15 protein-coding genes are annotated in these 13,471 nt (G+C 54.8%); 6 read left to right on the top strand and 9 right to left on the bottom strand.

Annotation, left to right across the window (positions count from 1 at the left end; genetic code table 11):
• Nucleotides 1-99 precede the first annotated feature (99 nt).
• Nucleotides 100-660 carry a hypothetical protein gene (locus tag BMX91_RS10405; protein WP_092053486.1) on the bottom strand — a complete coding sequence of 187 codons (561 nt, stop codon included), beginning with the start codon at nucleotides 658-660 and terminating at the stop codon, nucleotides 100-102.
• Nucleotides 661-900: 240 nt separating this feature from the next.
• Here BMX91_RS10405 and BMX91_RS15775 point away from each other — a divergent pair, with 240 nt between their 5' ends.
• Together BMX91_RS15775 and BMX91_RS10410 are read left to right on the top strand one after the other, a co-directional pair.
• Entirely contained in the window at nucleotides 901-1,044 is a 144-nt protein-coding gene (locus BMX91_RS15775; RefSeq protein ID WP_177168351.1) for a hypothetical protein, read from the top strand.
• Between the two features lie 222 nt (nucleotides 1,045-1,266).
• Nucleotides 1,267-2,574: a helix-turn-helix domain-containing protein gene (locus BMX91_RS10410; protein WP_092053489.1), complete on the top strand. Its 1,308-nt coding sequence runs from the start codon at nucleotides 1,267-1,269 to the stop codon at nucleotides 2,572-2,574.
• Between the two features lie 87 nt (nucleotides 2,575-2,661).
• Here the strand turns inward: BMX91_RS10410 and BMX91_RS10415 are convergent, their stop codons facing one another.
• On the bottom strand, nucleotides 2,662-3,396 hold the full coding sequence (locus BMX91_RS10415; RefSeq protein WP_092053491.1) for a sulfite exporter TauE/SafE family protein: 735 nt from the start codon (nucleotides 3,394-3,396) through the stop codon (nucleotides 2,662-2,664).
• 168 nt (nucleotides 3,397-3,564) lie between these two features.
• Here BMX91_RS10415 and BMX91_RS10420 point away from each other — a divergent pair, with 168 nt between their 5' ends.
• Both BMX91_RS10420 and BMX91_RS10425 read left to right on the top strand, forming a co-directional pair.
• Entirely contained in the window at nucleotides 3,565-4,107 is a 543-nt protein-coding gene (locus BMX91_RS10420; protein WP_245744404.1) for a sigma-70 family RNA polymerase sigma factor, read from the top strand.
• A complete protein-coding gene (locus BMX91_RS10425) occupies nucleotides 4,094-4,774 on the top strand; it encodes a hypothetical protein (RefSeq protein WP_092053497.1) in 681 nt (226 codons plus the stop codon). The genes BMX91_RS10420 and BMX91_RS10425 overlap by 14 nt, the downstream gene beginning before the upstream one ends.
• Before the next feature lie 51 nt (nucleotides 4,775-4,825).
• Here the strand turns inward: BMX91_RS10425 and BMX91_RS10430 are convergent, their stop codons facing one another.
• A complete protein-coding gene (locus BMX91_RS10430) occupies nucleotides 4,826-5,776 on the bottom strand; it encodes a hypothetical protein (RefSeq protein WP_092053501.1) in 951 nt (316 codons plus the stop codon).
• Nucleotides 5,777-5,900: 124 nt separating this feature from the next.
• On the opposite strand from BMX91_RS10430, the gene BMX91_RS10435 reads away from it, so the two are divergent.
• Entirely contained in the window at nucleotides 5,901-6,371 is a 471-nt protein-coding gene (locus BMX91_RS10435; RefSeq protein WP_092053504.1) for an immunoglobulin-like domain-containing protein, read from the top strand.
• A gap of 39 nt (nucleotides 6,372-6,410) precedes the next feature.
• Here the strand turns inward: BMX91_RS10435 and BMX91_RS10440 are convergent, their stop codons facing one another.
• The 6 genes from BMX91_RS10440 to BMX91_RS10465 all read right to left on the bottom strand — a co-directional run bounded on the left by BMX91_RS10440 (nucleotide 6,411) and on the right by BMX91_RS10465 (nucleotide 12,968).
• The gene (locus tag BMX91_RS10440; RefSeq protein ID WP_092053506.1) at nucleotides 6,411-6,890 is read right to left on the bottom strand and encodes an acyl-CoA thioesterase; all 480 of its coding nucleotides are present in this window, start codon (nucleotides 6,888-6,890) and stop codon (nucleotides 6,411-6,413) included.
• 218 nt (nucleotides 6,891-7,108) lie between these two features.
• Nucleotides 7,109-8,152, bottom strand: a complete 1,044-nt coding sequence (locus BMX91_RS10445) for an ABC transporter ATP-binding protein (protein ID WP_092053510.1) — start codon at nucleotides 8,150-8,152, stop codon at nucleotides 7,109-7,111.
• Entirely contained in the window at nucleotides 8,149-9,228 is a 1,080-nt protein-coding gene (locus tag BMX91_RS10450; protein ID WP_092053513.1) for an ABC transporter ATP-binding protein, read from the bottom strand. Before BMX91_RS10450 ends, BMX91_RS10445 begins: the two co-directional genes overlap by 4 nt.
• Nucleotides 9,229-9,239: 11 nt before the next feature.
• Nucleotides 9,240-10,292 carry an oligopeptide ABC transporter permease gene (gene opp3C, locus BMX91_RS10455; RefSeq protein WP_092053515.1) on the bottom strand — a complete coding sequence of 351 codons (1,053 nt, stop codon included), beginning with the start codon at nucleotides 10,290-10,292 and terminating at the stop codon, nucleotides 9,240-9,242.
• Nucleotides 10,289-11,221 (bottom strand): ABC transporter permease, encoded by a 933-nt coding sequence (locus BMX91_RS10460; RefSeq protein WP_092053518.1) that lies wholly within the window; start codon nucleotides 11,219-11,221, stop codon nucleotides 10,289-10,291. Before BMX91_RS10460 ends, opp3C begins: the two co-directional genes overlap by 4 nt.
• 94 nt (nucleotides 11,222-11,315) lie before the next feature.
• Nucleotides 11,316-12,968, bottom strand: coding sequence for a peptide ABC transporter substrate-binding protein (locus tag BMX91_RS10465; protein ID WP_092053521.1), 1,653 nt, complete (start codon nucleotides 12,966-12,968; stop codon nucleotides 11,316-11,318).
• Between the two features lie 132 nt (nucleotides 12,969-13,100).
• Here BMX91_RS10465 and BMX91_RS10470 point away from each other — a divergent pair, with 132 nt between their 5' ends.
• Complete coding sequence (locus BMX91_RS10470) at nucleotides 13,101-13,463, top strand: DUF3899 domain-containing protein (protein ID WP_092053523.1); 363 nt, start codon at nucleotides 13,101-13,103, stop codon at nucleotides 13,461-13,463.
• The last annotated feature ends 8 nt before the right edge of the window (nucleotides 13,464-13,471 follow it).

A 13,471-nucleotide genomic window follows, 5' to 3' on the forward strand; every position in this document is an offset into this window, starting at 1 on the left:
TCTCCCCTTTTGTTTGATGGTTGGTTACAGCAGGTCTTTCCGACTTCTGTTGCTTGAAAAGCGTTCTGTTTCCCCCTTTCAATGAATGCAGGAAGGCGCTCAATCTTCCGCTTCCGCAATCCATTGAATGCTGAGCAGCGGCAGATCCGGATGTTCCGGCCCGGCGGCGTCCAGATAGTCGGCCAGGTTCCCGTGAAGAGAAAGCACGGCGCTCAGTCCGCGTGCAAGGTCCGCGCTCTTCCCGCGGAGCCTGACAGTCTCTTCTTCCGGGTGACTCCCGTTTTGGAAGTAACCGACGGCCAATGGCGCTTTCAGGCCGGACGGGCCCAGCTGATGCCTGATTCGGCGGACATCGATCCGGTCCGTCAGACGGAATGCATCCTGCCGGAAATCCGGAATGTAGACGCCCGGACCGGGCAGGCCTTCCACCACACCTTCACGGAACAGAATGACGCCGGGCGTCAAAGCATGGGCCGGATCTTTCAAACGGAAAGCTTCATACAGCATCTGCGCCAGCGTATTCACATGAAGCAACGGTATTTCTGAATCATGTGCGGCGGACGCTTGATCGCTCCGGAAAATCCGAAAAGGAATCAGCCACGGTTCAACTTGCTCCGGATGATGTCCGGCCGCTTCAGGCTGTCCGGCTGCCTTGTTCATGTGTTCTCACCTCCTTTCGGTGTAGCCCAATCGTACGGCGGTTTAAAAGTAAAGCTCAATAAGTAAAACAGGCATAAAAAAACAGCCGGTTAACCGGCTGAAAACATGGCGACTTTACTAAAATTCCGAGGTTGAATCGTGTCATGAACATGTCGATAATTAACTGAATTTTACTTCTTCTCTTTAACATTTCCCCTCCATTACGATGAAGTTACAAAACGGGCAGGGAGGAATATAACAATGAAAAAAGTAAAAGATCTGGTTTTGGCTGCAGCAATGGTCCTGGTCATGGTTCTTCCTGGGATTTCATCTATAGAAGTTGGTGCCGGCAACAACGAAATTAGTCCCCTCGACAAAGGCGACCGCGGCGAACAGATTCTCTGATTCCGAGACTTTTGGGGGCGATATGGCTCAAATTCACCTTTTTCGACACAGCCGGTTTTCCGATAATAGGAGATAGGTAACCCATAACACTAAGCACTTCCGATCAATTCCTTCCATTGTGAAGGAATTTTTTTTTGTTCATCGAAACTGATACTTTAGTTCCTGATTCCATTTTTGGGAAGATATTATTAAGCTGGTTTTGCAAAGAGGGGGGCAGAGAAAATGGAAGTGGGAGAACGGTTAAGGCAAATCCGCATACATAAAGGATTTACACAGTCGGAATTGGTGGAAGGAATCTGTTCGGTCACTTACATCAGCCGGATTGAAGGCGGAAAAGTGAAGCCATCCGGGCGTTTTATCAGGGAAGTGGCCGACAAACTGGGCGTATTGCCTTCTTTGATCATTGAATCGGACAATGAGCAGGCTGAACTCGAAGTCGCCAAAATCTATGACTCTTATAAACAGGGAACACCGCTTGATGATTCGACACAATCTTTCCTCGGGATGACCGCCCTTGAAAATCACTCACCCAAAACGTTTTTCCAGATCTACACCATGCTGATCGAACATGCCTCTTCTCAGGAAAACCCGGCCATCCAGGCAGAAGAATATGTCCGGCGCTCTGAAAACCTTCTGCCTTCAGAACCTGAACCCCACGACCGGGACGTTGCACTCGACTACTACAGAGCACTGTCCCGCTTCTATTATTCCAAGCAGCAATTTGAAAAAGCCTACCGTTACGAGAAGATCATTGAGAAGCATCTGGACGAAGACTGTCCCGGCATCGACCGCGCGAGAAATTACTTCAACCTCGCCCTCACCCGCACACAGCTCGACGACGACGCAGACCTGGAACTCGCGTTTCATTACGGCAGCCAGGCGCTTGACATCTTCCGCCAGACAGATCACCAAAAAGGTGTGGCGGATTGCCTGACCACACTATCGATCATCACCCACAGAATGGGGGAATTTGAAAACGCCCTTGAATACCTGAATGAATTGGATGACGAGGCGCTCGGCTACTTGTCTGTCTCCGAAGACGAAACAGACGGTCATGCCAAACTCACCAAACGGGCTGTCATTGACTATAACTACGGCAGAATTTATCAAAAGATGGGAGATGCAGAGCAAGCCCTTGTCTATTTTGAAAAAAGCCTCGAACTGGATACACTCGCCCAAAACGAAAAATTCACCACTCCGGTTCTGACAAGACTCGCAGAACTCTACGCCGAACAGAAAAACTGGGAACGGACGGAGTATTACCTGAACCATGCTTTCGACGTTGCTGAACAGTACGACCTGCCGGGATCAAAAGTCCTGCTTCTGCATAAACAGGCACATCTGCACAAAGTGAAGGGTGACGAACCCGCATACGAGAAAGAAATGCAGAAAGCCATCCAGCTGGCATCCGACTGGAGTTTCACCGTTGACGTAAAAGAAATCAGCACAGAGCTGGCCGATCATTATTATGAAGTCAGGGCATACAAGATGGCCGCCAAGTATTACCGGCTTGCACTTGAAAGAGACTGATCCGTCCCAATCCTGGTCACGGGTCTTTTTGTTTGCACCCAAAAGCGCCAAGCCCCCGGGGGACTTGGCGCTTTTGGCCGTACAAGGTTATAGGAAGTTCTCCGCTGCAATCTCGACGATCAGCAGGAGCGTGACCAGGCGAAGGATCGGCTTAACAAAACGTGGATTGATCCTCTCCGCGATATGCACGCCGACCCGCGCGCCGGTCAGCGAGCCGAGCATGAGCGCAATGGCAACCGGCCAGATGATGTTGCCCGATGTGATATAGCCGATCGCCGCTCCGAACGCACTGGAGAACGTGGCGACACGGACAAATCCGATTGCCCGGATATAGGAAATGTTCAGGTGGCCGAACAGCTGCAGGAGAATCGTCGCCTGGCCGGGACCGAACAGGCCGTCATAAATGCCTACCCCGAACAGGCTCGGAACAGCGGTCCTGCTTGGCTTGAGCTTGGCATCCCCGCTGAAGTCCCCTTTCGAGAGGAAAGAGAAAATAAACGCCACGACCAGCAGCACCGATGCGACTGCCAGCATCGTCGCTTCGCTCAGCCCGTTTGCGATAAAACCGCCTGCTAACCCGCCCGAAAGCGATACCGGCATGATCCAGTACAGTTCCCTAAAAGATATTTTCTTCTTCAGGAGGACCGTCAGGAATGTCGAAAGCGAGCTGACAGTGTTGGAAATCTTGCTCGCCCCGACCGCGGCGTGGACCGGTATGCCGAGCAGGAGCATCGCAGGCAACGTGATCAGCCCGCCGCCTCCGGCAAGCGTCCCGATCGTCACCGCCACGAGCCCGATAAAAAACAGCCCGATGTATTCCATCACCGCACCTCCCTCTTTAGTTGGTAATATAAGTATACGACTAAATCATCGATAAGAAAATTAGATTGTTATTATTCATTAATATAAGTAACTCTTATCAAATGATTTGAGTCCGGCACCTTTTGGCATCCGTCTAATCATTGAAAAGGAGGTGAGCGCTTGGACATCATGGCACACAGTCAGGCTGAAACCGGCGCGGGGCACCGTGAACTGTTCAACAGCCTCGTCCGTCAGCATGCGGACGAGCTGAAACGGATTGCTTACATCTATGTCCACGACCGTGCAGAGTGCGAGGACATTGTCCAGGAAGTGTTTATCAGCTGCTACAAGAACCTGGGGAACTTCCGGCAGGAATCCGAATATAAAACCTGGCTGATCCGGATCACCATCAACAAGTGCAAAGACCATCATCGGAAATGGAGTTTCCGCAACCTGGTCTACAAGCCGGTCATCGGCCTGTTCAGAACCGGCCCTTCCGCCGAAGAAAAGCTGATGGGCCGGCATCACTCCCAGGAAATGATTGACCGGATCTCCGCGCTCCCCGCGAAATACAAGGAGATCCTCATCCTGTACTACTATCAGGAGATGGGCGTATCAGAGATCGCCGAGGTTCTGGAACTGAACGTCAGCACCGTCAAAACCCGGCTGCAGCGGGGCCGGGAGTCCCTGAAGCATTCACTGGAAAGGAGCGAGACGAATGGATCCGTTTGACCGCAGCGTTTCTTCGGAGCTGAAGAAGTCTGTGAACAGTGACATCCGGTTCACGGCACGTGAAGAAGAAAGGCTTTACCATTCCATCAATACGGAGAGAAAGCAGAAAGCCCGCCCGATCTATTGGGTGGTCGCAGCTGCCGCTACCGCACTGTTCCTCCTTCTCGGGGCTTCATTCCTGATGCCGGAACTGACTGAAGAACCCTCGGCATCCCCCGAAACAGCCGCTCCGGACCCGGCCTCTCCGCCCACAGAGGTCAGTCCCGGGAAATCCACCGCCGTTCTGGCAGATGACGGGCTTTGGGAAGAACTTAAGAACGTTGAGCTGACTTCCCGTGAGATCAGCCGAAGCGAACGGGCGACCAGCTATGAATTCACCATTGTGAACCGTTCTTCTATCCGTCTGGTAGCCCTCCGGCTGTACGCAAGCTACGACCGGAACGATAACAATCAGATTCAGGCCAATCCATTCCGTGCTTCCCTGTTCTCCGACCGGGAACTGGCACCGGGAGAAACGTACTCTTTCACAACGAGCCTGCCATCTGCTGTTTTCCGCGAGGACAAGGTGAACCTGGCCGGCCTCACCCTCGACCTGGAAGGATACGCCGGGGTAATGAAGCCGGAGCGCTATTTCTCCATTGGCCGATCCGAAAGCGTGGCGGAATAAGTCCGCTCATGCAAGCACCCGGGACCTGAAAGGTCCCGGGTGCTTTGCTGATTATGAAAGAATGATCTCCCGCTCCCGTGCGGCAAGACGCGCAATTTCTTCATCGGTACGCGTGAGCCGGTCGCGGAGTTCACGCAGCACTCGCTCAATATCAACGAGGACACGGTCCAGCTCGCCTTTCGCTTCCGTGATGCGCGAGTGGACCATCCAGTCCGTGAACATATTATCGAAGAAGAAGTCCGTAAAGTTCAGGAAATCTCCCTTGTTGACCGTCAGGCGATGCTGGTCGAATTCCTCAACGTCCGCGAGCTCCGACTGGAAACGGCGCAGCGCACGCTGGGCGCGGTGGATCTTGTCATCGGAACTGTTGATGCTGGAGTACTTCATCGCCGTGACGATCATGCCGCCGCCGAGAAATGTATCCCACATGGACATCCCTTCCGCATTGCCGAGCTGGCTCATTGCGGACTGCAGCACCCGTCCGGCATCCTGACCGGCATGGATCGCTTCCTCGATCTCCCGGCGGAGCGACTGGAGCATCGCCCGTTCATCGGCCACCTGCTGAAGCTTCTTGACTGCGGCCTCATCGTTGTTGCGCATCCACAGTTCCTTTTCCTGCAGGAACGCTTCCCAGTCGTCATCGAGGAACTCATACTCAGGACGGTTAAGCTCAGCTTTCAGCGCGGACGTTTCTTCTTCCAGGTCCATCAGCACTTTCTCGGCCTCATTGAACTTCAGCTCGGCTTCCGCCGCCTCGTTCAGCTCTTTTTCCATGATTTCGTCCATCTTGCCGGTCAGCTGGCGGAACTTGTTGGCAAATGAAAACTGGCCTAGCCGAAGGACGTCCTGCTGCTCTTTCGTGAGGCGCGACTTTAGCCGGTCATGGTTACGCCTGGCCTCTGCGCGCTCTGTTTCTTTTGCTTCATACCGCTTTTTCATCCGGTCCCGCTCCGTCATACGCATCCGGAGCTCGGTCTGCCGGTCGTAGATTTCTTCCCTCATCAATCCAAGCACCCCCTGATTTACTTACGATTTTATCACTCCCGGGTTTCAATTCCCATTTCTTGACGGGCATCAACGTCTTCCGGACAAAATGGCGGTACGCTGTTGTAAAGAGGTGGTGAAGATGGCCCGGATAACCCGTGTTCTGATTCTTTTGCTGCTCATCTCGGGGTGCAGCAGGGAAACAGGACCGGCCCTGCTTCCCGATCCCGTTCCCGATCAGGAAATGGCATCCTCCCGATGCGGGGCTCTTTTGGAGATCTTGGACGTGCGGACTGATGATGGGCATTACAAAATCTTCTATGAACTGGCGAATCAGAGCACAGAGCATTTTGGTTACGGCGGATATGCGGCACTCGAAAAAAAGACGTCTAAAGGTTGGCACGGTCTCATCTATTCCGATGCCGTGTTTTACCGGGATCCGGAATTCAGGGATTTCGGCAAGATACTGAATATGGGCGGATCGGACAGGATGGCCCTGGATACCGAAGATATCGGCACAGCCCTTACCCCGGGAACGTACCGTCTTGTGAAAACTGTCAATAGCAAGGACGGGCAGGAAATTTCAGTCGCAGCAGAGTTCGAAGTGAAATAAAAGCCGCGCGGCGGGAGTTGTCCGCTGCACGGCTTTTCATCACGAATGCTTGATCTGCTGGCGTTCCTGCCGGTTGGCACGGCGGGCCGGGGCCTTGTCGAACAGTGCTTTTTCCGCCTTTGTTTCCGGGTACACCGGAGCAACCGGCGTCGGCTTGTTTTCTTCATCCATTGCGACCATCGTGACGAATGATTCGGTTGTCAGCTTGCGGGCACCCGTGACGATGTCGACCGAGTGGACCTGCACAAACACTTCCATCGACGTCCGACCGGTGGAACACACGACGGCTTCAATCTCCAGTACATCGCCGACCCTTGCAGGCGAAACGAAATCGACCGAGTCGATCGATGCCGTGACGACCGCCGCGCCGGCATGCTTCATCGAAGCGATCGCGCTCATTTCATCCAGATAGGCCAGCACCTGGCCCCCGAAAATGGTTCCGTGATGGTTCGTGTCCGGCGGCATGACGAGTTTCGTCGTTTTCGTCCGCGAACGGCTCATGGGAATTGCTTCTGCCATAGGGCAACACCTCTTCTGTCCGGATTTTCGTCCGGGTTGGTACGCAACAGTATACCCGAATCCGGCGAGGGATGCACCGCACAAGGCTGCGGGCGCCTTATTGCAACTCCCAGCTCCTTATTGCAACTTCCCACCCCTTGTTGAAACTTCCCACCCCTTGCTGCAACTCCCCCATTAGCCAGCAAAAGAAAAACTCCCCGGCGCGCCGGGGAGCTCCATTAAACGGTCTTTAGTTCCTTGCCTTCCTTCTCCATGATTTCCGCGTCGTACAGGTGGCAGGCGACAGAGTGGCCTGGCTCGACTTCGCGGAATTCCGGATCGATCACCGCGCAGCTGTCCATCGCGAACGGGCAGCGGGTGCGGAACCGGCAGCCGGACGGAATGTCGGTCGGGCTCGGCACATCCCCCGTAAGGACGATCTGCTCGCGGGTGCGTTCTTTTTCCGGGTCCGGCAGCGGAATCGCCGACAACAGTGCCTGGGTATACGGATGAAGCGGCTTTTCGTACAGCTCATCGCTGCCCGCAAGCTCGACGATTTTGCCGAGGTACATGACGGCGATGCGGTCGCTGATGTACTTCACCATCGACAGGTCGTGCGCGATGAACAGGTACGTGAGGCCGCGATCCTCCTGCAGTTCCTTAAGCAGGTTGACTATCTGGGCCTGGATGGAGACGTCGAGCGCCGCGATCGGCTCATCGGCAACGATGAACTTCGGTTCAACCGCAAGCGCACGCGCGATGCCGATCCGCTGGCGCTGGCCGCCTGAGAACTCGTGCGGGTAACGCCCCGCATGGTTCTTGTTCAGGCCGACAAGCTGAAGGAGTTCATGGACACGTTTTTCCCTTTCTTTCGGGGACATGTCCGGATTGTGGATGACGAGCCCTTCCGAGATGATTTCGGAGACGGTCATCCGCGGGTTCAGCGACGAGTAGGGATCCTGGAAGATCATCTGCACATCGCGGTTGATGCGTTTTTTCGTCTTCCTGTCGAGCCGGCCTTTGATTTTGAGTCCGTCAAACTCAAGCTCTCCGTCCGTCGGCTCATAGATCCTGGTGAGTGTACGGCCGACCGTCGATTTGCCGCATCCGGATTCGCCGACAAGGCCAAGCGTCTCGCCCTCTTTGATCGAGAAGCTGATGCCGTCGACCGCCTTCAGCACGGTTTTTCGGTCAAGGCGGAAATGCTTTTTCAGATTGTTTACAACGAGCAGGTCTTTCTGCCCGGCATTTGCGTCGTGGTGTTCTTTAAGTTCTTGTGTCATACCGGCACTCCTCCCGCTGCATCGATGGCGGCCTGATCGGCGGCGATTTCCGACGTCTGGCGGCCCTTCCGGATCACTTCCGGTATATGGTCTTCCGGCGTACGCTCATCCTGAAGCCAGCAGCGAACGGCCTGCGTGCCGCTCACTGCCGTGTAGCCAGGGTTGTGGTCGTGGCACACCTTCATCGTGTATGGGCAACGCGCGGCAAACGGGCAGCCCGTGCCAAGCGATGCCGGATCCGGCGGGGATCCCGGGATCGGGATAAGCGGTTCGGTACGGGGGGCGTCCAGGTTCGGCATCGACCGGAGCAGCCCGAGCGTGTACGGGTGCTGCGGCCTGTAGAAGATTTCATCCAGCGTGCCCTGTTCAACGACTTCCCCCGCATACATGACGGCGACCCGGTCGGCCATGTTGGCGACCACTCCGAGGTCATGTGTGATCAGGATGATCGCCGTGTCTGTCTTTTCCTGGAGGCCGCGCATCAGCCGCAGGATCTGTGCCTGGATCGTCACATCAAGCGCCGTCGTCGGCTCATCGGCGATCAGCACCTTCGGGTTGCAGGCAAGTGCGATTGCAATGACGACGCGCTGGCGCATCCCGCCGGAGAACTGATGCGGATAAGCGTCGAGCCGGGCTTCCGCGTTCGGAATGCCGACCAGCTCGAGCATCTCCTTCGCACGCTCACGGGCCTGCTTTTTCGTCAGCTTCATATGGCGGGAAAGCCCCTCCGTAATCTGCTTTCCTATTTTCATCGTCGGGTTCAGCGAGGTCATCGGGTCCTGGAAGACCATCGAGATGTCCGACCCGCGAACGTTTTGGATCTCTTTCTTCGAAAACTTGAGCAGATCTTTCCCTTCATAGAGGACCTCGCCCTCGGGGATGATCGTGTTCTGCTTGGGCAATAGCTGCATGATCGACTTCGCCGTCACCGACTTGCCGGAGCCGGACTCGCCGACGATGGCGAGCGTCTCCCCTTTTTTCAGAGAAAAGTTGACGCCCCTTACCGCCGGGACCTCGCCGTTGCGGGTCTTGAATGAAACATGCAGGTTGTTGACTTCAAGGATGTTTTTGTCCATTTTTTGACCCCTCACTTTCTCATTTTCGGATCGAGCGCGTCGCGCAGCCCATCAGCCAGCAGGTTGAAGCAGATCATGACAAGGCTGATGACGACCGCAGGAATAAGCAGTTTATACGGGAACGAACGGATCGCGTCGTAGCCGTCCTCGATCAGGACCCCGAGTGAGGCGAGCGGTGCCTGAAGGCCGAGGCCGATAAAGCTCAGGAACGCTTCGAAGAAGATCGCTGTCGGAATCGTGAACATGACGGTGACGATAATCGGCCCCATGACGTTCGGGAGCAGGTGCTTCCTCATCAGTCTTGAATCCGAGGCCCCGAGCGTCCGCGAGGCGAGGACGAATTCCTGCCCCTTCAGCTGGAGCATCTGCCCCCTGACGACCCTTGCCATCCCGACCCAGCCGGTGATGATCATTGCGAGGATGATCGACCGGATGCCCGGCTCAAGTATGAGGATAAACAGGATGATCACAATCAGGTTCGGGATCCCTGTCAGGATCTCGATGATCCGTTGCATGACGTTATCGATGCGGCCCCCGTAATAAGCGGAGATGCCGCCGTAGATGACCCCGATGACGAGGTCGAGGAACGCTGCGACAAGCGCGATGAACAAAGAGATCTGTGTTCCCTTCCAAACACGCGTCCACAGGTCCCGCCCGAACTCGTCGGTGCCGAACCAGTAATTCGTCTCAACGCCGCGCTGGGCGTACTGGTCGACGCCATTTACATCTTTCCCGTCAAATCCGAGCCATTCGAGGCCCGCGACTTTCGGCGGAAGGTTCGAGTGCGGAATATGCTGTTCACGGTAAGTGAATTCGTTCATCGACGGGCCGATGAGTGCCATCGCCCCGAGGATGATCAGAAGAATCAGGGAAACGAGTGCGCCCTTGTTTTTGAACAGGCGCTCCATCGCCTCTTTCCAGAAAGTCGGTGCCGGCGCCGCGAGTTCCTCGCGCACCGTGGAATCCAGAGGTTGCGGGACGAACAGATCCGCGGACGGTTCCGCCGGACGGTCTGTGCTGCGGAGATTCTTGGAGTCTCCGTCATTCGGCTGGATGGTCGTCATGCCTTGCTTCCCCCTTTCAGGTCGATCCGAGGGTCAAGCAGGCCGTACAGCACATCCACGACAAAGACGACGAAGATGAAGAGCGCACTGTAAAGCAGCGTGATGCCCATGATGACGCTGTAGTCGAGCACGAGGATCGACAGTGTGAACTGCTCCCCGAGACCCGGGACCCCGAAGATCTTCTCGATGACGAGGGTCCCCGTCATGATTGAGACGGCGAGCGGACCGAGCATCGTGACGACAGGGATGAGGGCGTTCCGGATGACGTGCTTCCAGATTACACCTGATTCATTCAGCCCTTTTGCCCGTGCGGTCGTGACATAATCCTGCCCGAGCACTTCGAGCATTTCACTCCGGATAAACCGGGCGACTGTTGCGATAACCGTCACAGACAGGGCAAGCGACGGCAGGATGGTGCTCTGATAGTTCTCCCATAGTGCAACCGGCAACCAGCCGAGTTTGACGCCGATATAGTACTGAAGAAGCGCCGCAAAGACGAACGACGGAATGGACATGCCGAGGACGGCAATCGTCACAGATGCATAGTCGAGCGCAGTGTTGTGGCGGAGCGCCGAAACAATGCCGAGTACCAGGCCGATGATCGTGCCGAATACAAGGCCCTGAAGGCCGATCAGCGCGGAAGGCCCGATTCGGTCGCCGATCATACTCATGACCGTGCGTCCCTGATACTGGAACGAGTACCCGAGATCACCCTGGACCAGGTTGCCGATATAGGTGAGATACTGGATTGCCACCGGCTTATCGAGCCCGTATTTTGCATCGAGGATCGCCCGCTGTGACTCGGTCAGCTTTTCCGCATTCGAGTATGGCGTACCGGGAAGAAGCTGCATCAGCAGGAATGTCGCGGATACGATGATGAACAATGTGAGTGCTGCATAGGCAAAGCGTTGAAGCAGATAGCGTTTCATGATGTGGTCACCTCGCTTTATAAATCGGTGCATTGAATGAAAAAAGCGGGGGCTGCACCAGTGGCTCCCCCGCTTGTCTGCTGCTATAAAAGGTTTACTTGACCGATGCCCACTTGAGCGAGAGGTCCGCGCCAGCCGGGTGGATGACGAGGTTCTCGATGCTCGGACGGGTCAGGTACGTATTGCCCCGCTGGTAAAGCGGTGCGACCGCGGCATCTTCTTCAAGGAGAACCTTCTCGATTTCGAGGAGGGTCTTGTAGCGGTTGCTGAGGTCCGTGTCCGTGCGTGCTTCGGCTACAAGCTCATCCAGCTTCGGATTAACATAGTCCATCCGGTTCGCCGAGCTGCCGTCCACCCACATGTCGAGGTAAGTCATCGGGTCAGCGTAGTCAGGGCCCCATGTCGAGAGGGAGAGATCGTACTCGATCGCTTTCTCGATTTCAAGACGCTGTGCGAATGGAACTGCTTTCAGCTCAAGCTTGAATCCAGGCAGGTTATCTTCCAGCTGGGCCTGAAGATATTCGCCGACTTTCTTCATTTCATCCGTGTCCGCGATGTTCAGGGAAACCGTCAGGCTGTCGATGCCGGCTTCTTCAAGGCCTTTTGTCCAGAATTCCTGTGCTTCTTCCGGTGTGCCTTTGTTGATGTCGCCGTTCAGCTCACGATAGTCCTGGCCTTCAGGGGAGTTGTAGTACCCTTCAGGAACTACTCCGTAAAGCGGCGTGGAGCCATCTTTGAGGATGACGTCTGTCAGGCCGTCACGGTCGATCGCCATGTTGACTGCGCGGCGGATGTTGGCATTGCTCAGCACTTCATGGTTGTGGTTAAAGCGCAGGAACACGATGCCTGACGCCTTTTCGTTCGTGAATCCTTCATTGTCCTGATACTGGTCGACGAGCGAGGATGTCAGCTTCACGCGGTCGACTTTTTCTGTTTCATACAGGTTGGCACCGGACTGTGGATCCTTGATCACGACGAACTCGGCTTTATCGAGCTTGACGTTTTCGGCATCCCAATAATCTTCGTTCTTTTCAAGCGTCCAGCCCTGTTCCTGCTGCCATTCGGAGAATACGAACGGTCCGTTTGCAAGAACGTTTTCGGCCTCAAGTGCATATTGGTCTCCCTGCTCTTCCACGAATGCCTGGTTCTGAGGCAGGAATGTCGCGAATGCAAGAAGGGTTTCAAATAGCGGGTTTGGTGCCTCGAGTGTCACTTCAAGTGTCTTCTCATCGACGGCCTTGACGCCAAGTTCTTCCGCGTCCACTTCTTCATTCATAATCGCTTCGGCATTTTTTATGCCTGCCGTAACGAGCATGTAGTTGTAAGGACCGGCTTCACGCATAACGCGCTTCCATGCATATTCGAAGTCCTGGGCGGTCACCGGCTCGCCGTTGCTCCAGTTCTGCTCACGGAGCGTGAACGTGTGAACGGTTTCATCTTCATTTTTGTCATGCTTTTCCGCCATGGCCAGTTCCACTTCGTTGGACTCATTCTGGCGGTAGAGCCCTTCATTGATGTTGTTCAGGACGTTGAAGGCGATCGAGTCATGTGCCTTCGTGGAGTCCATCGTCGGAATGTCCGAGCCTTCGCTCAGCGTAATCACCTGTGCGGAGCTGCCGTCCCCTTCGGCGCTTCCGCCCTCCGAATCTCCGGACGCCTCATCACCGGAACCGCTGAAGTTGCAGCCCGCGAGAATAAGAGCCGCTGCGGCCGGAGCCATGAAGCGGGATACCCACTTTTTGTTCATGCTATTTTCCCCCTTGTCTCTATCGAAATGTAATCCTATTTTACGTATACTATCGATAGAAAGCAATATCTTTTTTCACAATTTAGAAATTTGGAATCGTTACCATTTACGCTCGTGAAAGGAAGTCTGCTTATGTATCGACGTTTTGTCCCGATTATTTTTGTCATTCCCCCGATGTTTGTCGGATGGTCGTGGATGACGCGCACTCCAGACCCTGTCCGGGCTGCCGACTTGCTATTTTGGGCAAGCATTCTGGTCCTCATCGCAGGCGGCATCCTTTATATCGCCAGACATGAAGTAACAGAGACTTTTACAAAAAATTGGAGGAAATTCTTCCGTTCTCTTAGCAGGAAAGAAAGCTTTATCAGAGAATCCGAAGGCAGGAAGGAAGACCCGGAATTCAAAAAGGGACCTCTGCCTTATCGGGCTGTTCTGCTTTTCGGGCTCTATCTGTTTATGGTGAGCATCATTGCCTCGGTGCTGGCAATGGAATAGAACGAAGC

Origin of the sequence: Bhargavaea ginsengi, assembly GCF_900109165.1 — a bacterium.
GTDB classification, from domain to species: domain Bacteria; phylum Bacillota; class Bacilli; order Bacillales_A; family Planococcaceae; genus Bhargavaea; species Bhargavaea ginsengi.